General features: G+C 39.1%; 19 protein-coding genes. 15 read left to right on the forward strand and 4 right to left on the reverse strand.

Annotated elements, in window-relative coordinates; genetic code table 11:
• The 5 genes from FK004_RS07905 to FK004_RS07925 all read left to right on the forward strand — a co-directional run bounded on the left by FK004_RS07905 (position 1) and on the right by FK004_RS07925 (position 5,510).
• Positions 1-327 carry a nucleotide pyrophosphohydrolase gene (locus tag FK004_RS07905; protein WP_108736777.1) on the forward strand — a complete coding sequence of 109 codons (327 nt, stop codon included), beginning with the start codon at positions 1-3 and terminating at the stop codon, positions 325-327.
• A gap of 122 nt (positions 328-449) precedes the next feature.
• Positions 450-1,682, forward strand: a complete 1,233-nt coding sequence (locus FK004_RS07910) for a 3-phosphoshikimate 1-carboxyvinyltransferase (RefSeq protein WP_108736778.1) — start codon at positions 450-452, stop codon at positions 1,680-1,682.
• A 219-nt stretch (positions 1,683-1,901) separates the two neighbouring features.
• The gene (queA, locus tag FK004_RS07915) at positions 1,902-2,951 is read left to right on the forward strand and encodes a tRNA preQ1(34) S-adenosylmethionine ribosyltransferase-isomerase QueA (RefSeq protein ID WP_108736779.1); all 1,050 of its coding nucleotides are present in this window, start codon (positions 1,902-1,904) and stop codon (positions 2,949-2,951) included.
• 175 nt (positions 2,952-3,126) lie between these two features.
• Complete coding sequence (gene kynU, locus FK004_RS07920) at positions 3,127-4,401, forward strand: kynureninase (protein ID WP_108736780.1); 1,275 nt, start codon at positions 3,127-3,129, stop codon at positions 4,399-4,401.
• A 20-nt stretch (positions 4,402-4,421) separates the two neighbouring features.
• Positions 4,422-5,510: an agmatinase family protein gene (locus FK004_RS07925; protein ID WP_108738786.1), complete on the forward strand. Its 1,089-nt coding sequence runs from the start codon at positions 4,422-4,424 to the stop codon at positions 5,508-5,510.
• Between the two features lie 66 nt (positions 5,511-5,576).
• Here FK004_RS07925 and FK004_RS07930 read toward each other — a convergent pair whose 3' ends face one another.
• A complete protein-coding gene (locus FK004_RS07930) occupies positions 5,577-6,719 on the reverse strand; it encodes an aldo/keto reductase (RefSeq protein ID WP_108736781.1) in 1,143 nt (380 codons plus the stop codon).
• A 329-nt stretch (positions 6,720-7,048) separates the two neighbouring features.
• Here FK004_RS07930 and FK004_RS07935 point away from each other — a divergent pair, with 329 nt between their 5' ends.
• Complete coding sequence (locus FK004_RS07935) at positions 7,049-8,386, forward strand: FAD-dependent oxidoreductase (protein ID WP_108736782.1); 1,338 nt, start codon at positions 7,049-7,051, stop codon at positions 8,384-8,386.
• A 31-nt stretch (positions 8,387-8,417) separates the two neighbouring features.
• Here the strand turns inward: FK004_RS07935 and FK004_RS07940 are convergent, their stop codons facing one another.
• Positions 8,418-8,777, reverse strand: a complete 360-nt coding sequence (locus tag FK004_RS07940; protein WP_108736783.1) for a cupin domain-containing protein — start codon at positions 8,775-8,777, stop codon at positions 8,418-8,420.
• A gap of 2 nt (positions 8,778-8,779) precedes the next feature.
• The gene (locus tag FK004_RS07945; RefSeq protein ID WP_108736784.1) at positions 8,780-10,306 is read right to left on the reverse strand and encodes a helicase HerA-like domain-containing protein; all 1,527 of its coding nucleotides are present in this window, start codon (positions 10,304-10,306) and stop codon (positions 8,780-8,782) included.
• A gap of 464 nt (positions 10,307-10,770) precedes the next feature.
• Between FK004_RS07945 and FK004_RS07950 the strand changes: the two genes are divergently transcribed.
• From FK004_RS07950 to FK004_RS07990, 8 genes are all read left to right on the forward strand, one after another.
• Positions 10,771-11,601, forward strand: coding sequence for a MotA/TolQ/ExbB proton channel family protein (locus FK004_RS07950; protein WP_108736785.1), 831 nt, complete (start codon positions 10,771-10,773; stop codon positions 11,599-11,601).
• Positions 11,602-11,690: 89 nt separating this feature from the next.
• Complete coding sequence (locus tag FK004_RS07955) at positions 11,691-12,305, forward strand: ExbD/TolR family protein (RefSeq protein WP_108736786.1); 615 nt, start codon at positions 11,691-11,693, stop codon at positions 12,303-12,305.
• Positions 12,306-12,326: 21 nt separating this feature from the next.
• On the forward strand, positions 12,327-12,872 hold the full coding sequence (locus FK004_RS07960) for an ExbD/TolR family protein (protein ID WP_108736787.1): 546 nt from the start codon (positions 12,327-12,329) through the stop codon (positions 12,870-12,872).
• Positions 12,873-12,904: 32 nt separating this feature from the next.
• Positions 12,905-13,735 (forward strand): energy transducer TonB, encoded by an 831-nt coding sequence (locus tag FK004_RS07965; RefSeq protein WP_108736788.1) that lies wholly within the window; start codon positions 12,905-12,907, stop codon positions 13,733-13,735.
• Between the two features lie 244 nt (positions 13,736-13,979).
• Positions 13,980-14,897, forward strand: a complete 918-nt coding sequence (locus tag FK004_RS07975) for a PstS family phosphate ABC transporter substrate-binding protein (RefSeq protein ID WP_108736790.1) — start codon at positions 13,980-13,982, stop codon at positions 14,895-14,897.
• 38 nt (positions 14,898-14,935) lie between these two features.
• Positions 14,936-16,630: a tetratricopeptide repeat protein gene (locus tag FK004_RS07980; RefSeq protein ID WP_108736791.1), complete on the forward strand. Its 1,695-nt coding sequence runs from the start codon at positions 14,936-14,938 to the stop codon at positions 16,628-16,630.
• Positions 16,631-16,774: 144 nt separating this feature from the next.
• Positions 16,775-17,401, forward strand: coding sequence for a 7-carboxy-7-deazaguanine synthase QueE (locus FK004_RS07985; protein ID WP_420358889.1), 627 nt, complete (start codon positions 16,775-16,777; stop codon positions 17,399-17,401).
• Between the two features lie 39 nt (positions 17,402-17,440).
• Entirely contained in the window at positions 17,441-17,848 is a 408-nt protein-coding gene (locus FK004_RS07990) for a DUF2059 domain-containing protein (protein ID WP_108736793.1), read from the forward strand.
• 55 nt (positions 17,849-17,903) lie between these two features.
• Here the strand turns inward: FK004_RS07990 and FK004_RS07995 are convergent, their stop codons facing one another.
• On the reverse strand, positions 17,904-18,617 hold the full coding sequence (locus FK004_RS07995; RefSeq protein WP_108736794.1) for a class I SAM-dependent methyltransferase: 714 nt from the start codon (positions 18,615-18,617) through the stop codon (positions 17,904-17,906).
• 77 nt (positions 18,618-18,694) lie between these two features.
• Between FK004_RS07995 and FK004_RS08000 the strand changes: the two genes are divergently transcribed.
• Positions 18,695-19,189 carry a YkgJ family cysteine cluster protein gene (locus FK004_RS08000; RefSeq protein ID WP_108736795.1) on the forward strand — a complete coding sequence of 165 codons (495 nt, stop codon included), beginning with the start codon at positions 18,695-18,697 and terminating at the stop codon, positions 19,187-19,189.
• The last annotated feature ends 12 nt before the right edge of the window (positions 19,190-19,201 follow it).

The raw sequence follows: 19,201 nt of genomic DNA on the forward strand, positions 1-19,201 counted from the left end.
ATGGAAATTAAAAATGCCCAACTCGAAGTCGATAAATGGATCAAGGAACATGGCGTACGCTATTTCAATGAGCTGACCAATATGGCACAACTAACGGAAGAAGTAGGGGAAGTAGCCCGGATTATTGCCCGCCGTTATGGAGAGCAATCCGAAAAAGAAAGCGATAAAAATAAAGATCTGGGAGAAGAGCTTGCCGATGTGGTGTTTGTGGTTCTTTGCCTTGCCAACCAAACAGGAATTGACCTACAGGCTGCATTTGATAAAAAACTTGATCTGAAAACGAACCGCGATCATGATCGCCACCAGAATAATGAAAAGCTAAAGTAGCCGAGCAAAAAAAAGGTAATGAATGTGAACCGTAAGGAGCCATTTATGACCTCTTTTTGAAGATACTAAATTCTGTGTATTGGGATTTGAAATTCCCAATACACAGAGAGACAATCAAAAGAATGAATTTACAATTATACCGTTCCGAGGCCTTTCCTGAAAGTACCATTCGTGTTTCAGGATCAAAATCGGAAACCAATCGATTACTGCTATTACAGGCTTTATTTGCTACAATCCAACTAGAAAACACGTCGAATTCGGATGATTCGGAAGTGATGATTAAAGCGCTTCATACTTCAGGAGAACTTATTGATATTCACCATGCCGGAACAGCAATGCGTTTCCTGACGGCTTATTTTGCGACCCAGCCCGGTCGTGAAGTAGTACTTACCGGATCACCCCGGATGAAAGAGCGCCCGATAAAAATCTTAGTGGAGGCCTTACGCCAATTAGGAGCAACAATTTCTTATGAGGCAGAAGAAGGCTATCCACCCATTCGTATTGTAGGAAAAAAATTATCAGAAAGTAAAGTCGCATTGCCTGCGGATGTTAGTAGCCAATACATTTCTGCATTGCTGCTCATTGCAGCGGGGCTTGAAAATGGGTTAGAATTGACCCTGGAAGGAAAAATCACATCCATTCCTTATATTCAGATGACTTTGCAACTGCTCAAAGAAGTAGGGATCACGGCACATTTTGAAGGTAACACTATTCGTGTGGTACCGATGAAAGAGATCTTGGCTCCGGTAGTAGTAACTGTGGAAAGTGATTGGTCTTCAGCATCCTATTTTTATTCTATTGTAGCGCTTGCAAGTCCGGGTACTGCAATCACACTGTCCAGTTACAAAGCGAATAGCCTGCAGGGAGATAGTGCTTTGGCAGATTTGTACCAAAGTTTTGGAGTAGAGACCACTTTTGAAAATAAGCATGTAGTACTGAAAAAGACGAATGTACCATTAAAACCGGTAACTTTTGAACTCAATCATACTCCCGACATTGCGCAGACGATTGCCGTGACCTGTTTTGGACTAGGGATTGGATGCCACCTTACCGGATTATACACCCTAAAAATTAAGGAAACGGATCGGTTGGAAGCACTGAAAACCGAGCTCGAAAAATTAGGTGCTGCAATAACCATTACTGATGACAGCCTCACTTTGGAAGCGTCAACTACGATAAATCCCAATGTTAGCATTGCTACCTACCACGACCATCGTATGGCAATGGCTTTTGCCCCCTTAGCATTAAGGGTACCTATTATTATAGCAGATGCCGGAGTAGTTTCCAAATCCTATCCGCAATTCTGGGAAGACATGAAAGCTGTGGGATTGAAAATGGAGGAAGTAAAAGCCTAACAGTATTCTGTCAGGAATGCCTTCGGTTACATATCGCAATGGTCAGGACAGAATCCGTAAAATTGTTTTACAACTCGCTTTGGAGCTTTTTCGTATCGGAAATGCAATTAAAAAATAAATAAAAGCCAAAACACTTGACATCGCCTGTCCGACGATAGTATATTTGCAGTCTGGTTATTAGCGGTGTACGCTTACAACCTTAATTCTTAAATAAAACAGATGAAGTTATCACATTTTCAATTTAATTTACCAAAAGAACTTCTGGCCGAATATCCGGCAGAAAACAGGGATGAAGCCCGTTTGATGGTTGTAGATCGTAAGAACAAAACCATTGAACACAAAATGTTTAAGGATGTAATCGATTATTTTGATGAAGGCGATGTGCTTGTTTTAAATAATACTAAAGTTTTTCCGGCACGTTTATACGGAAATAAAGAAAAAACAGGGGCAAGAATTGAGGTTTTCTTATTAAGAGAGTTGAATTCAGAACAACGCCTTTGGGATGTACTGGTAGATCCGGCACGTAAAATCAGGATTGGAAACAAACTTTATTTTGGGGATGACGATTCATTAGTGGCTGAGGTAATTGACAATACCACATCCCGTGGAAGAACATTACGGTTCCTATATGACGGGTCGTATGAAGAATTCCGTAACAAGCTTACAGAACTTGGTGAAACACCAATTCCAAAATACATTAACAGGGAAGTTACACCCGAAGATGCAGAACGTTACCAAACTATTTATGCAAAAGAAGAAGGAGCTGTTGCAGCGCCAACTGCAGGATTGCACTTCTCCAAACATTTATTGAAACGTCTTGAAATTAAAGGGGTAGATTTTGCTGAAGTAACCCTTCACGTAGGATTGGGAACTTTTAATCCCGTAGAAGTTGAAGATTTGTCTAAACACAAAATGGACTCTGAAGAGTTGAAAGTAACACAGGAAGCCTGTGATATCGTAAACAATGCTAAAGCGAAGAAGAAAAAAATATGTGCGGTAGGGACAACATCCATGCGCGCATTGGAAAGTTCCGTATCTTCTGCAAAAACACTAAATCCTTTTGACGGATGGACCAATAAATTTATTTTCCCTCCTCACGATTTCAGTATTGCAGATTGTATGATTACCAACTTCCATACACCGAAATCAACATTATTGATGATGATCTCGGCTTTCACAGGGCATGACCTGATGAAAAAAGCTTATGAAGAAGCCATTAATGAAGGATATAAATTCTATTCTTATGGTGATGCCATGCTGATTATCTAAAAAATTGGATAAGACAAAAAAATCCCGCCATCATGGCGGAATTTTTTTTGCATTGTAGCGATACCCTGAATAATGAATGAAGAAGCATCTTATCGGTATAGCACTGTTGCACATCCTTGCCCATTCTCTTTTTTTGATTATTTTTGCCTACCAACATAAACTATTTAGACCACTAATGACCTATAAAAATACACGTGAATTTGCGCAACAGCTCGATTCAGAAGACCAGCTAAAACACTATCGGGAAGAATTTCTTTTTCCACAGGTAAACGGTAAGCAAGTAATTTACTTTACCGGAAACTCTTTGGGATTACAACCAAAGCGGGCCAAAAAATATGTAGATGAAGTGATGAATGACTGGGCAAATTTGGCTGTAGAAGGTCATTTTTATGCCGAAAAACCATGGTGGGATTACCAGGAGCGTTTTGCAAAACCATTGAGTAAAATTGTGGGAGCACTTCCTGCTGAAGTTACGGTGATGAATACACTTACGGTTAATTTACACCTGATGATGGTTTCTTTTTACAGGCCTACAGCGAAACGCTATAAAATCATCTGTGAGTCCAAAGCTTTTCCAAGTGATCAATATATGATCCAGAGCCAGGTGCATTTTCACGGACTGGATCCTAAGGAGGCTATTGTGGAAATAGAGCGAAGACCAGGAGAGCACAACATCCGCCTGGAAGATGTATTGGCTAAAATTAATGCAATAGGAGACGAACTCGCTTTGGTTTTAATAGGTGGGGTAAATTATTATACGGGTCAGGTATTCGATATGAAAACGATAACCAAAGCCGGGCATGACGCAGGTGCTTATGTAGGTTGGGATCTTGCCCATGCTGCAGGGAATATCAAGCTGGAATTGCACGACTGGGATGTCGATTTTGCAGCCTGGTGTAGCTATAAATATATGAATTCCGGACCAGGAAATGCTTCGGGATTATTTGTGCACGAAAAGCACCACCACAATCCGGATCTTCCACGATTTGCAGGATGGTGGGGACATAATAAGGAAAGACGTTTTAAAATGGAGCCAAAATTCGATCCGGTACATGGAGCAGAAGGCTGGCAAATCAGTAACCTGCCGATCCTTTCACTGGCGCCTTATTTGGCTTCCGTGGATATGTTCGACGAAATCGGAATGGATAAGCTGATTGAGAAAAGAGATAAGATCACGGCTTACCTCGAATTTATATTGCATGAAATCGATAAGGAAGTAGCGAGTACTTTTGAGATTATTACGCCAGAAAATAAAGAGGAAAGAGCCTCGCAACTTTCTGTTTTCCTGCATGGAGAAGGCCGAAGCCTGTTTGATTACCTGATGAAAAACGGTGTGATCACAGACTGGAGGGAACCCAATGTAATTCGTTTGGCTCCTGTTCCATTATACTGTTCTTTTGAGGATATGTATGAGTTCGGGCAGATTTTGAAAAAAGGAATTACAGGATAATTAATCGATAACTAATGGAAATGAATAAAGCAGATAAAATTAAAAGTTTCGATCCGTCACAGCCGGGACTTGCTGATGAAAGTATATTCGGATTGCCTTTTACGGCAGAAGAGAGTGAAATTATTATTATCCCTGTGCCCTGGGAGGTAACGGTAAGTTACGGAGCAGGCGCATCAGAAGGGCCAGAGGCAATATTGGAAGCTTCCTTTCAGGTAGATTTACACCATCAGGAATTTCCGGAACTTTGGAAATTAGGGATGTACCTTGACCTGACGGAGCAAACTGACGAATGGGCAGCGAATAGTGCAAAGTATAAAGCATTGGCACAACCGATAATCAGTGCTTTGGAAAGTGGAGAGAAGATAGAGCAGAACATGGGCTTAAAAAGGGATTTGGATTCCATCAATACAGTATGTTCAGACCTGAAAGACGAAGTTCGGGAACGTGCTTTGTACTGGCTGAGCCAAGGTAAGAAAGTAGTGCTTTTGGGTGGCGACCATAGTACACCATTAGGGTATTATGAAGCTTTGGCAACACAACATGACTCGTTTGGGATTTTGCACCTTGATGCGCACATGGACCTGAGGATTGCCTATGAAGGATTTACTTATTCTCATGCTTCCATCATGTACAATACTTTGAAATTACCACAGGTAGCGAAAATTGTACAGGTAGGAATCCGTGATTTTTGTGAGCAGGAAGCCCAAACGGCAAATGCTGAAAACGGAAGAGTACATGTGCATACGGATATGGATTTAAAAAAGGAAAATTTTGAAGGGATTACCTGGGCGCAACAGTGCGATGCGATTATTGCTTCATTGCCTCAGAAGGTATGCATCAGTTTTGATATTGACGGGATGTATCCGTGGTATTGCCCTAATACGGGAACTCCGGTTCCTGGAGGTTTTTCTTTTGAAGAAGCTGCCTACCTGCTGAGTAAATTGGGAGAAAGCGGAAAAGAGATCATTGGTTTTGACCTCGTAGAAGTTGCTCCGGGTGAAGATGACTGGGACGGGAATGTAGGAGCCCGAATGTTATTCCATATGTGTGGTGTCCTCGCTAAAAACCAAAAGCTTCCGGTTGGGGAACGAATTAAATTCCACCGATAATTATCGATAGTTAAAAAAAAGACGAGCCTTTATCGCTCGTCTTTTTTTTAAGGGTCATTTTTTATATTACACTTTTGGTACCGGTGCATTCGCTTCGATAAGTTTTTCTTTTTTAAGTTCCTCCCAAAAATCGGTTGGAATAGTAGCTTTCATGGAGGCCGTATTTTCCTGAACCTGTTTGGCAGTCCTTGCGCCTGGAATTGTTGCCGAAACAACTTGTGGCGCAGCCGTAAATTGGAGTGCTGCTGTACGGAGGTCTACCTGGTGGGCTGTCGCAATTTTCTTGATTTTTTCCCGTTTTTCGACATATGCTTTAGGCATTTTCCCACTGTAATCGTAGCGTTCCACACCGGCCAGGAATCCGGCATTGAGTGGTGCGCCAACTACAATAGAAACTTCTCTTTTCTCACAAGCCGGGAAAAGGGTATTCAGGTCATCCTTATGGTAGATCATAGAATATTGGGTGGCAGATAGGAAGAGATCTGGATCGGCGACTTCGAGTGTCTTAAGTGCCGGTTCTATAGTATTAATACCAAGCCCCCATCCTTTAATCAGTCCTTCATCACGCATTTTGCTTAATTCTTTCATCGCACCATTTTGGGCAATTTTAAAGTAATCGAGCCACTTGCTGCCCAAATCTGCATTGTCGGGGGACAAGTCATGAATAAAAACGATATCAAGCGAAGGGATTCCCAGGCGTTGTAGGCTGTCTTCAATAGACCTACGCGCACCATCGGCGGTATAGTCATATTTGTAATTAAAATTTAAACGGCCTTTCCACATTTCATGCTTAAAGTTAGTGTCCGGATATAAAAGCCTGCCGATTTTGGTGGATATAATGTATTCATCCGGATTTTTTCCATGCAGGAAATTTCCCATGCGGCGCTCACTTTGTCCCAGACCGTACCAGGGAGATGTATCGAAATAACGGATACCGGCATCCCAGGCACCTTGCATCGCTTCCAAAGCTTCGGTATCGGTTGTTTCCTTAAAAGCATTGCCCAAGGCTACGCCGCCCATTCCTATTTTATGTGGTGGACGGTAATGTTTATGATTTTTGATACTGCCGGAAACGGTGGTCAGGATAATCGGGGGTGTCTCATTCTTAGAAATTGTAGTATCAAAGGCACTTGCCACAAATGGAGATAATGAGACTGCTGCAAGTCCTTTTCCAGCGGTATTTAAAAAGTCGCGTCTTGAAGTTGTCATAAGTAGGAATTTAATGTTGGGTTACCCAAATATAACCATTACAGAAGCGAAGACCTAAGTCGGTTTTATTAAAAAAAATATAAAAAAGCTATTGGTGCTGTTGTTAGCTGCTGATAATCTTATTGTTATGAGAGGTATTTCGCGTGAGGGATGGGCGCAGGCTACCGCAGTAGCGCATACAGCCCGGCGCTTCTCCTGAGAAGGAGCGATGACCACAAAGCATATTGCTCCTTCTCAGGAGGAGGGAGACGCCCCGAGAATACAAGGTTAATTGTGGGGTTACTCAAAAGTAATTCGTATTTTTACATTCCATTTAGTATAATTATTCTATGCAGCATTCTCAAAAAATTGCCATTGTCGGTTCCGGATTAGTCGGATCACTTTTGGCAATTTACCTCAAAAAAGCGGGTCATCAGGTTCATGTTTATGACAGAAGTCCGGATATTAGAAAAATACAATTCTCCGGGCGTTCGATTAACCTGGCCATGTCCAACCGGGGATGGAAAGCGCTGGATGATGCCGGAGTAGGCGATCAGATTCGTGAAATTGCGATTCCGATGGAAAAAAGAGCCATCCACATTGGAGATAAGCTGAATTACCAGCATTATGGTAAGGAGGGCGATAATATTTATTCCATTTCCAGAGGAGTGCTCAACCGTAAGATGATTGATCTTGCAGAAGCTGCTGGTGCTGAATTCTTTTTTGAGAAAAAAGTCTGGGATGTTGATTTAGCCGAAAGTACACTCCAGATTGGGGAGACCGAGCGTGGCGCGTGGGAAGCTATTAAATACGATAAAGTGTTTGGTGCTGATGGCGCCTTTTCGAGGGTACGCCACCGGATGCAACGCCAAAGCATGTTTAACTATTCCCAGGAATTCCTGAATACGGGTTATAAAGAACTGAATATACCAGCCAATGCCGATGGTACACATAAATTAGATAAAAACTCTTTTCATATTTGGCCCAGGGGCGAATACATGCTGATTGCTCTTCCGAATCTGGATGGTAGTTTTACCTGTACATTGTTTATGCCTTTTGAAGGCGAAAATTCTTTCGAATCCCTGAAAGACCGTAAAGCGGTTGAGGATTTTTTTGAAAAAAACCTACCGGATACTATAGATGTTATACCGAAGCTGGCCGAAGACTTTTTTGAAAATCCTACAAGTACGTTGGTGACCATGAAGTGCTTTCCGTGGACTTATAATGGAAAAGTAGCCCTTATTGGTGATGCCTGCCATGCAATTGTACCTTTTTACGGACAGGGAATGAATGCAGGTTTTGAAGATATCACAGTATTGAATGTGCTCATGGAGCGCCATGGGGACGATTGGAATACCATTTTCACGGATTATGAAAAAAGCCGTAAGCCGAATGCCGATGCTATTGCAGAGCTTTCATACCGTAACTTTATGGAGATGAGTACGAAAACCGCCGATGAGAAATTCCTGTTGCAGAAAAAAATAGAGAAAATATTTTCTGAAAAATATCCGGAAAAATGGATTCCCTTATACAGCAGGGTGACTTTCAGCGATCGTCCCTATGCCGAAGCACTGGCTATTGGTGATCGGCAAAAAGCGATCATGGACGAAGTGATGATGCTGCCTGATATCGAACAGATTTGGGATACGGAAACAGTAGAGAAGAAGATATTAGCATTATTGAAATAAAAAAAGGCCCACTGGGCCTTTTTTGTTGAAGCTACTCTTCCCGGTGTACCAGGTCGATGTGGAATGCAGGTTTGCAAATCGCAATATATTCACAGGGCTCGTCAAAAGGATTGGAATATTGTACCCGTGTATTCTTTTCTATTTTTATAGATTCCCCGGCTTCCAAAATGATTTTTTGATTTTCAATAATGAATTGTTTACGCCCTTTAATAATATAGGTGTATTCTTCAAATTCTGGAGTTTGGAAAGGTTCGCTCCATTTTGCAGGCGCGACCATATGGGCAACGGAAATTTCGCTATTGTCTGTTGCATTGCCAAAATGCTCTTCAATTAATTTGCCGTCGGTTGTGGGCACTACAAATGGGCTTCTCTGGATGTGGAATTTTATCATATTTATTTTTTGAATAATTTGGTCAGAAGGTTCATCGCTCCTTTTATAAAAGTAGCGCTTGTAACTACCTTTAAAACTGATTTTTGTATCTGGCCTGATCCCGAATCGGAAGATCGGGTGGTTTTTTGTTGTTTTTCTTCTTGCTTTTGAGCCTCTTGTTGTGCAGCTGCCTGTTCGGAAGCTTCCGTCCTTTTGGTAAGTACTTCAAATGCACTTTCCGTTTCTATAGTATCCTTGTACTTGCGGACGAGCTTGGATTTGGAATTTACAGCGCTAATTTCATCAGGCGTCAGGATATCCATACGGCTCATGGGTGTTCGCAGCATCGTTGCTGCCAATGGAGTAGGGATGCCTTTTTCATTCAACGCAGTAATCAGCGCTTCCCCGGTACCAAGTTGCGTGATGATCTCATCCGTTTTATAATACTCCGAAATGGGATAATTTTCTGCTGTCATCTTAATTGCTTTTCGGTCATTGGCTGTAAAAGCCCGTAAAGCATGTTGTATTTTAAGCCCCAGCTGGCTGAGTACACCATTGGGCACATCAGTAGGATTCTGGGTTACAAAAAATAATCCGACTCCTTTGGAACGAATCAGTTTTACAATATTCTCAATCTGATCCAATAGTGTTTTGGAAGCCTGGTTGAATATTAGGTGTGCTTCATCGATAAAGATCACCAATTCGGGCCTTCCGGAATCGCCTTGCTCCGGCAAACGGTTGTAAATTTTTGTGAGCAATGAAAGCATGAAGGTCGAGAATAGCTTGGGTTTGTCCTGTATATCGGTAAGGCGTATAATATTAATGTAGCCATTGCCATTTTCGTCAATGCGCATCAGGTCATTGATGTCAAAAGAAGTTTCTCCAAAAAAGACATCAGCTCCCTGCTGTTCTAGTTCTACAATCTTACGAAGGATGGATCCAGTGGAAGAAGTCGAGATACGGCCGTATTCTTTTTCAATTTCTGCTTTGCCTTCTTCGGTGATATATTGTATGGCTTTTTTAATGTCTTTGAGGTCTACCAGTGTCATGGTATGATCGGAACAATATTTGAAAATAACGGAGATCACACCCGATTGGGTATCGTTTAAATCCAATATGCGGGAGAATAAAACGGGGCCAAATTCAGAAACCGTAGCCCGTAACCGCACACCATCCTGTTCGGAAAGGCTCATTAGTTCTACGGGGAAACCTTTGGTAGTATAAGGGATATTGATTTTGGCATGGCGTTCTGTGATGAATGGTTTCACTTCACCAGGTTCGGCAATACCACTCAGGTCGCCCTTGATGTCCATCATTAATACGGGAATACCATTGTCAGATAAGTTTTCAGCTAATACCTGAAGCGTTTTTGTTTTCCCGGTACCCGTTGCTCCGGCGATAAGGCCATGTCGGTTGAGGGTTTTTAGGGGGATTTTTATATGGGCATCCGGGATGGTTTCCCCATCCAGCATGGCAGCTCCTAGAATAATGGAATCACCGCTGGTTTCGTAACCTTTATTGATATAATTTAGAAAATTAGTCGAATCCATAGGTGTCGTTTTAGATAAGGTAAAGTAAAGAATGCTTAACAAAAATAGGATAGTTTTCGTTTAGTCACTATTTTTTGTCGGGAAAGTTTAGCGTTTTCGGAGATAAATTCAGCCGTTTTTAAATAATGCGCAATGCAAAACAACAGTTTTGTTTGTTGTGGCTAAAACGTTGTAAAAATTAGGGATATGCGTGCTTTTTTAACGGTTTTAACGGTTTTCAATAATCTAATATTTTCATTATTAAATAATTAATCTTTCAACTGTTAAAAAAAAAGCTTTAAACTATGCTATTTTACGGTTAAGAGATTTATAATATATTGTTAATAATAGCAAAAATCTGTTTTTTTATTTTTTTATATCCACTAAAAATATAAATTTGTCGTTCTTATATAATAGATTGTCCAAATCTATAAGTAGGCAATAACAACTTTAATAAATTAAAAAAACTAAAATTTTAAAAAAAAATGACAAAGGCATCAAACGCATCAGTTCAAAAAAGTGAGGGAAGCAAAAGTTCAAATGTATTCGCAAGTTTAACAATTTTATTCTGTATCATCTTAGGAATCTTAGTTTGGAAGTTCGTAATGGGCGATGGATCTAACTTCGTAGATGGTAATCCAGAAGGTCACCCACTACCAGGAAACTATTTGGGGATGGTTTATAAAGGTGGATACATTGTTCCAGTGTTAATGGGATTATTGATTATGACATTTGTGTTTTCAATCGAAAGATTTTTTGTTATTTCAAAAGCAGCAGGAAAAGGTGATGTGGAGAAATTCGTAAAAACAGTTCAGGTACAGGTTGCAGCAGGAAATATCGACGCTGCTCTTGAAGAGTGTGATAAACAACAAGGATCTGTAGCAAACGTGGTAAAAGCAGGATTAATTAAATATCTTGAAGTAAAAAGAGAAGGTTTTGATAGCGAAAAAGCATCAGAAATCATTCAGCATGAAATTGAGCAGGCTACTACATTAGAAATGCCAATGCTGGAGAAAAATTTAACAGTACTTTCTACATTAGTATCTTTAGGTACATTATTAGGTTTGATGGGAACGGTATCAGGTATGATTAAAGCGTTCGCGGGTCTTGCAACTGCAGGTACTCCAGACCAGGCACAATTAGCAAATGGTATTTCTGAAGCACTTATCAATACTCTTACAGGTATTAGTACATCTGCTTTCGCAATTATCGCTTATAGCTACTTTACCTCTAAAATTGATACATTAACTTATTTTATCGATGAAGCTGGGTTTACAATCACTCAAGCTTACAGAAGAGCGAAAGCTATCGTATAATCATTTGATTTATAAATAAGTTGTTAATTATTAAAGTCAGGAAATAAAGTTTTGATTTTATTTCCTGTCTTTGATTTAAAAATATAAAAATGGCTAAAATAAAAATGTCTAAAAAAAGTACAAGAGTCGATATGACAGCGATGTGTGATATGGCTTTCTTGTTGTTATCTTTTTTTATTATGACATCTACAGCTAAGCTTCCTGAGCCGATGCCTGTAGATACTCCGGCCTCAACCGTGCAGGCTAAGCTGCCTGAATCAAACCTGGCAACTTTAACGGTGGGTAACGGTAAAGTGTTTTTTGGTGTTACTGGACAACAAATCAGAATAGAAACACTAAAAAGAATGGGGGAAAAGTACAAAGTACAATTTACTCCAGATGAAGAAAAGAAATTTGCACTGATTGATGGTTTTGGTGTTGGCATCGGAAACCTGAAACAGTTAATCGCCATGGAGAATTCTGAAAGAATGGTAGAAGGCCTTCAGCCTGGAATTCCTTATGATTCTTTAAATAACCAATTAGCGGACTGGGTTCGAATTGCAAGGGAAACTACAAGAGACCTTGACAGAAAAGACCTTCAGATTGCTATTAAAGGTGATGCGAAAGCAGAATATCCTACAATTAAAAAAGTGCTTGACATTTTACAGGATCAAAAAAGAAACAACTTTTTCCTGGTAACAGGTCTGAGAAGTGAAGATTTTTAATAAAATAATATTCTATAAGAAATGGCAGAATTAAATACCGGCGACGGTGGTAAAAAAGATGGTGGTAAGGTAAGAAGTAAAAAATCCAGTGCTGGTGTCGATTTGACGGCTATGGTGGATTTGGCATTCTTATTGATTACATTCTTTATATTGACAACAACCTTATCCAAACCTCAGTCCATGAATTTGGCTTTGCCGGATAAAGATCCTGTTACAGATACTGAAAGACCAGAGGCTCCTGCATTCAGAACCTTACAATTGGTTTTGGGAACTAAAGACCAATTGGTGACTTATGTAGGTCAAAAGCCAGATGGTGTTTTAGGTGCTCCGGTTGAAACTGGGTATGGTAAAGAAGGTGTCAGAGGCATCATCCTTAAAAAAATTGAGGAATTGAAATCTCAGACAAAAGAGGGAATTATTGTGATTATAAAGCCAAGTAAAAAATCAAACTATAAAAACTTAGTTGATATTCTTGATGAAATGGCGATCACAAAAGTGGAGAAATATGCTATTATGGATATTACAGATGAGGATGTTAAACTTTTAGATGAAAAAGGTTTAAACTAATCTGATATCATTAACTTTTAAATTTAATAATTATGTTAAATCCAAAAATAGACCTTTTTGAAAAAGACTGGATCAATACAGTTTTTGAAGGTCGTAACAAAAGTTACGGAGCATACAACCTGCGTGTTGAAAATCCAAAGACTACGATAAAAGCTTTATTGATTGGAGGCCTTATCTTTGTATTGCTGGTAAGTATTCCGGTAATATCAAGATTGATCTCTGAAAACTTAGGCTCTAAGGACCAGGAAGAAATTGTTACAAAAGTAGAGCTTACCGATATTAAACTTCCGGAGCCGGTGGCACCAGAACCTATTGTTGAAGAGCCTATAGTACAAAAAGAAACGAAATCTATTGTGGAAGTAGTGAAAAACGTTCCTCCAGTTGTGGTAAACAAAAGAGAGGTAGCGGAAGAAATGAAAACGGTAGATGAGCTGAAAGATAAAGTATCAGGATCAAAAGATGTTAAGGCAAGCGACGACGGAGTTGTTGTATTGGATGGTACACAAAGTACAATTACCAATAACGCTAAATTGATTGAAGAAGATCCTAATAAAATTTATACTGCTGTTGAAGTAAAACCAGAATATCCAGGTGGTATTGCTGCGTTCTACAAATTCGTGCAGAAAAACTTTAGGACTCCTGAAGTTGACCAGGATGTTAACGGACGCGTTATTGTAAACTTCGTTGTGGAGAAAGACGGTAGTCTTACCGATATCAAAGTAGTACGTGACTTAGGTTTCGGAACAGGTAAAGAAGCAATCCGTTTATTGAAATCAGCTCCGAAATGGAAACCTGGTATTCAAAATGGAAACCCGGTAAGGGTACTTTATTCACTACCAATTATGGTTAATATCAAGTCATAAGCGGTGTCAGAAAGAAGTAGATACAGAAATATAAGAGAACAGAAATCGCCCAAAGAGCGATTTCTTCTCGTTATAGGTATAGTGTTTTTTTTACTTTACTTTGTTTTGGGAATGTTTGTCATCTTTTGGAAAGACTTCCCGATGGATATGCCGCAGGGCTACAGAATCATGTTTGGAGTGCTGCTGATCGTGTATGCATTTTTCAGATTTATACGACTATTACAGAAAAACTAATCACAATTATATGAAGACTATTGCCAGAATTTTTATCGGATTATTTGTTTTCGGATGTATCATTGTAAGTTCCTGTAAGCGTGATTCTGCAACTGAAGTGAAAGAATCGATATTGAAGGGTACAGCCACAGTAATTGTGGATGAAACGGTTCAGCCTATGCTGGAAGATCAGGCAGCAGTATTTGAAAGCCAATATCCGGGTAGGATTAAGCTAGTTAATAAGCCGGAAGCCGAAGCTATCAATGAGTTGATCAGTGATAATTCCCGTATTATCATATTATCCCGTAAATTGACTGAGGAGGAGGAAACGTATTATAGAAAACGTAAAATTATCCCTGCCATAACCCCGATAGCTGTAGATGGCATTGCTTTAATTGTAAATAAAACGGCAAAAGATACCGTGATTGATTTGCAGGAAGTAATTGATTTTATACAGGGCAAAACAAGCAAAATTAAAAAATTGGTTTTTGACAATCCAAATTCCAGTACCTTGCGTTATGTAAAGGGAATTGCTGGAGTTGATAAAGAAGCCAATTCAAATGTTACGGCATTAAAATCGAATAATGAAGTCATAGAATATATTGCGGGACATGATGACGCAATAGGTGTGGTGGGTGTGAACTGGATTACACAACCTTCTACACAAATGAAAAAACATACTGACAAGATTACCGTTTTGAGTGTCAAAAATGTTAAAAACAAAAAAGGCTCAGAAGGCTATTATAAACCGTCTCAGTCCAATCTTTCTGAGGGTTTATACCCACTATCCCGTGAATTGTATTTGTTAAATTACCAGGGAATCGACGGATTAGGCATGGGGTTTGCCTCTTTTGTTGCAGGGGATATAGGACAACGGATTATTTTAAAGTCAGGCCTGTTGCCGGTGAGAATACCACCGAGACAAATTATCCTTAGAAATAACATCTAAATTACTAATATCAAGAATAATAATTTAATAGTACTAACATGAAGAACATCAAATTTATCAGTTTATCACTATTGTTTTTTGGAACGATGAGCCATGCTCAGGATTTAGAGCAAGCCAAAAAAGCAATTGATGCTGAACAATATCAACAAGCCAAAACTATTTTAAAAACACTAATCGCCTCAAAGCCGGATGAAGGTAAAAATTATTTTCACCTGGGAGATATTTATTTGACTCTGAATAATATTGACTCTGCGAAAATTTACTTCGATAAAGGAATCACAGTAAAGAATGATCCACAATTTAATTATATCGGATTAGGGGAAATAGAACTTGATAAAGCAAATGCTGCCGGTGCACAGGATAATTTTACCAAAGCCACTGCGGATATGAAACGTAAAGACACCGATCAGTTTTTATATATCGGAAGAGCGTACACAAAGTCTGACAATCCAGATTATAAAAAAGCTGCTGAATATATCAATAAAGTAATTGCAATTGATTCAAAATCTGCTCAGGCTTATTTAAGTCTTGGTGATGCACAATTCGGAGATAAAAACGCGAATGGAGCTTTTAGTTCCTACCGTACTGCTTATGATCTGGACAATACCCTGATCAGAGCAAAAATGCAATTAGCTGTAATTACCAAAAATGCAAAATCATTTCCTCAGGCTGTAAAATCTTTTGACGAAATTGTAGCGTCAAATCCAAATTACGGACCGGTATACCGTGAGCTTGCAGAAACATATTATTTTTGGGGTGTTAGTGAGCCTGCAAAATATAATGATTATGTAAAAAAAGCATTAGGCTATTATGAAAAATACATGAGCCTTACGGACTATTCTTTGGAATCCAGAATGCGTCATGCTGACTTTTTAATCCTGGCTAAAGACTATAAAGCGTTGGAAGTTGAAGCACAGAAAATGCAGCAATTGGATAAAGTAAATCCAAGGATCCTGCGTTATTTAGGATATTCAGCATATGAAAATAAAAATTATGATGCCAGTATTAAAGCATTGTCAGATTATATTGCAAAAGCAGATCCTAAGAAAATTACAGGTAGTGACTATGTATATTTAGCAAAAGCACAATTGGCTCAGGCAATTTCTCCAGAAGGGCAGATTACGAACCAGGCACAATTTGACAAAGCAATTGCAGAGCTTAAAAAAGCAGTGACTACTGATCCATTAATTTCAGGTGATTTCAGTGAACTTGGTGTAAACTTATACAAACAAAAATTATACTCGGAATCGGCTAAAGTTTTTGAATTGTCTACAAAAAATCCAAAGTCACCAAATTATGTATTAGATAATTTCTACTTAGGAAATTCAATCTTCTTTGATGCTGCGAATAAAGCTACTGATGCAGAAAGAGCAGCTATGGTAGAGAAATTGACTTTAGCAGATTCTGCTTACGCAATTGTTATTGAAGCTTCTCCTACAACACAGGATGCGCATGCGAACAAAGCGAAAGTAAATCGTTTCATCAATACACCGGAAGCTAAAGCAAAAGCTGTGGCAAGTTATGAAGAATACATTAATGTAGTAACTACTAAAGGTGCTGAAGAAACTGCAAAAGCGGGTGTAAAATCAAACCTTATTGAAGCCTATTCGTTCTTAGGATCATACTATTCTGAGACAGATAAAGCAAAAGCAATTCAAAATTTTGAAAAAGCATTGGCTTTAGAACCAGGGAACAAATATTTTACGCAGTCCCTTCAGGTATTACGTAAATAATAAATGATTGTATAGAATAAAAAAACCGATGCTTCACAGCATCGGTTTTTTTATATTCAGGGTCAATTAGGCTTTTTTAAGGCAGATTGCTTATTAAAATAATTTTATAGAGTATCTTTGCCAACTTAATATTTTAGAATAATTATGGAAGATGTTTCCCAATTAGTGGACAAAGGAGAAATGCTCCCATTGATGGAAGAGTTTTACACCATTCAGGGTGAAGGTTATCATACCGGTACTGCAGCTTATTTTATCAGATTGGGAGGGTGTTATGTAGGATGCCACTGGTGCGATGTGAAAGAGAGTTGGAATGCAGAATTACATCCTCCAACAGCAACATCAGTTATTGTTGAAAATGCAAAAAAGAATGCCGATACAGTTGTAGTAACGGGTGGAGAGCCTTTAATGTGGGACATGACTTCACTTACGCGACAACTCAAAGAAAAAAATATGCGGGTGCATATTGAAACTTCGGGAGCCTATGTTTTGTCCGGAACCTGGGACTGGATTTGTTTATCTCCAAAGAAAAATAAATTGCCAACCCAAACGGTATATGATAATGCACATGAACTGAAAGTTATCATCCACAATAAGCATGATTTTATTTTTGCAGAAGAACAGGCTGCATTGGTGAATGATGGTGCTATTTTGTTTTTACAGCCGGAATGGAGTAAAAAAGAACAAATGACACCGCTTATCGTAGAATATGTAATGAGCAATCCAAAATGGAGAGTATCATTGCAAACGCATAAATATTTGAATATCCCATAATCATACTCCTGTATTTTATTAACCAATTACTATAACACAATGAAAAAATTATTTGTTACAATTGCATTACTGCTGATTGCCAATGTGGGTTTTGCACAACAGAACGCTGCATTCAAAGCAGATGTATTACGTTACCTGGAAGTAAGCGGACAATCTGCTGCTATCAAAAGTTTATCAAAACAAATCGCAACCCAAATTCCGGAAGCGAAACAAGCAGCATTCCTGGTTGAATTTGATGCTTCAATCAAAGATTTCCTTAGTAAAACCGCTGATGTTTACATGACGGAATTTACACCTGAGGATATGAAACAGATTTTAAAGTTTTACGATAGCCCGGTTGGAAAAAAACTAACGTCTAAATCTGAGTTGTTATTGGAAAAAGGAAAAACAGTAGGCGAAGAGTGGGGAAAATCACTACAGCCAATGATGATGAAATACGCTCAATAATTTGACGGAGATCCTATAAAAAAACCGAACAGGGAACTGTTCGGTTTTTTTTATGCTATGATTTTAGGCTCAGGCGGGCTAAATAATCGAAATGTTCCCCTTCCTGTATCAATTCGCATTTCAATCCATTGGCGATAGCGGCATTTTGAAGTGTGTTATAGTCCAGATAAAGCCAGTCAAAAGGCGTTTCGGTTTCTTTTTTGTAGTGTAATGTAAAGGTGAGTTCGCCATAATAATCGCTATCAGTAGGAATCCACTTACCGCCATCTTCATCTTCATCAAACATATAAATGATATCAGAAGAATCAATGAGGATTTGGCCTCCCGGATTCAATAATGATTTTAGTTGTTGCAGGTAATCGGAGACTTTTGATAATTTCCCAAAAATTCCTGTTCCGTTCATAAGCAACAAAATAGTATCAAATTTCTCCTCTTGCAAGTTCATAACATCTATTACAGCTACTGATTCCAAGCCTCTCAGGCGGCAAGCTTCAACGGCATAAGCTGAAATATCTATGGAGATAACTTCTAACAGCTTTTCTTTTTGCAGGTAAAGGCTATGGCTTCCAGCGCCACATCCCACATCCAGGATACGACCATTCGAAAGTGTAAGCGCTTTTTGCTCAATTTCAGGCATTTCCATAAAGGTCCGAAACAGATAGGCAACGCTCATCTCATCGGGTTCCGAGATAGAGGTTTCGGTGATTAAATCTTCAGGGTGATTATTGGTCTGATAATCATAAATGGCTTTTCCGAAAAGATCCTTCATAGTAGTTTATTTGGTGTTTTTGATTAAAGTGTAAAAGTTTCACTAATTTTGCTGTTCTGTAAAACGCAAATACAAAATTGAAACACATTTTAAATGGCTTGCAAAAGTCTGCCAAAGATAAGCATAACGAAAACAAAAAGTATTTCGATAAGCTCAAAAAGAAAACGCCTAAAAACCTGGATTATGTAATGCAGGAAATACATGATAAGGAATTTAAAAAAACGGACTGCCTGAAATGTGCAAATTGCTGTAAGACAACCGGACCCTTATTTACGCTGGCTGATATTGAACGGATAGCGAAACATTTACGGCAAAAACCACACCAGTTTATTGATCAATATTTGCATATTGATGAAGATAATGATTATGTATTGCAACAGGTGCCGTGTACGTTTTTGGACAATGAAAATTATTGTATGATTTATGATGTGCGTCCTAAGGCTTGCCGGGAATTCCCGCATACAGACCGGAAGAAGTTTCAGCAGATTTCAGATCTTACCCTGAAAAATGTTGCGATATGTCCCGCGGCATATAATATTGTAGAGGAAATGAAAAAAAGAATGCCACTGTAAGGTATACTAAAA

This window comes from Flavobacterium kingsejongi (genome assembly GCF_003076475.1).
Lineage (GTDB): Bacteria > Bacteroidota > Bacteroidia > Flavobacteriales > Flavobacteriaceae > Flavobacterium > Flavobacterium kingsejongi.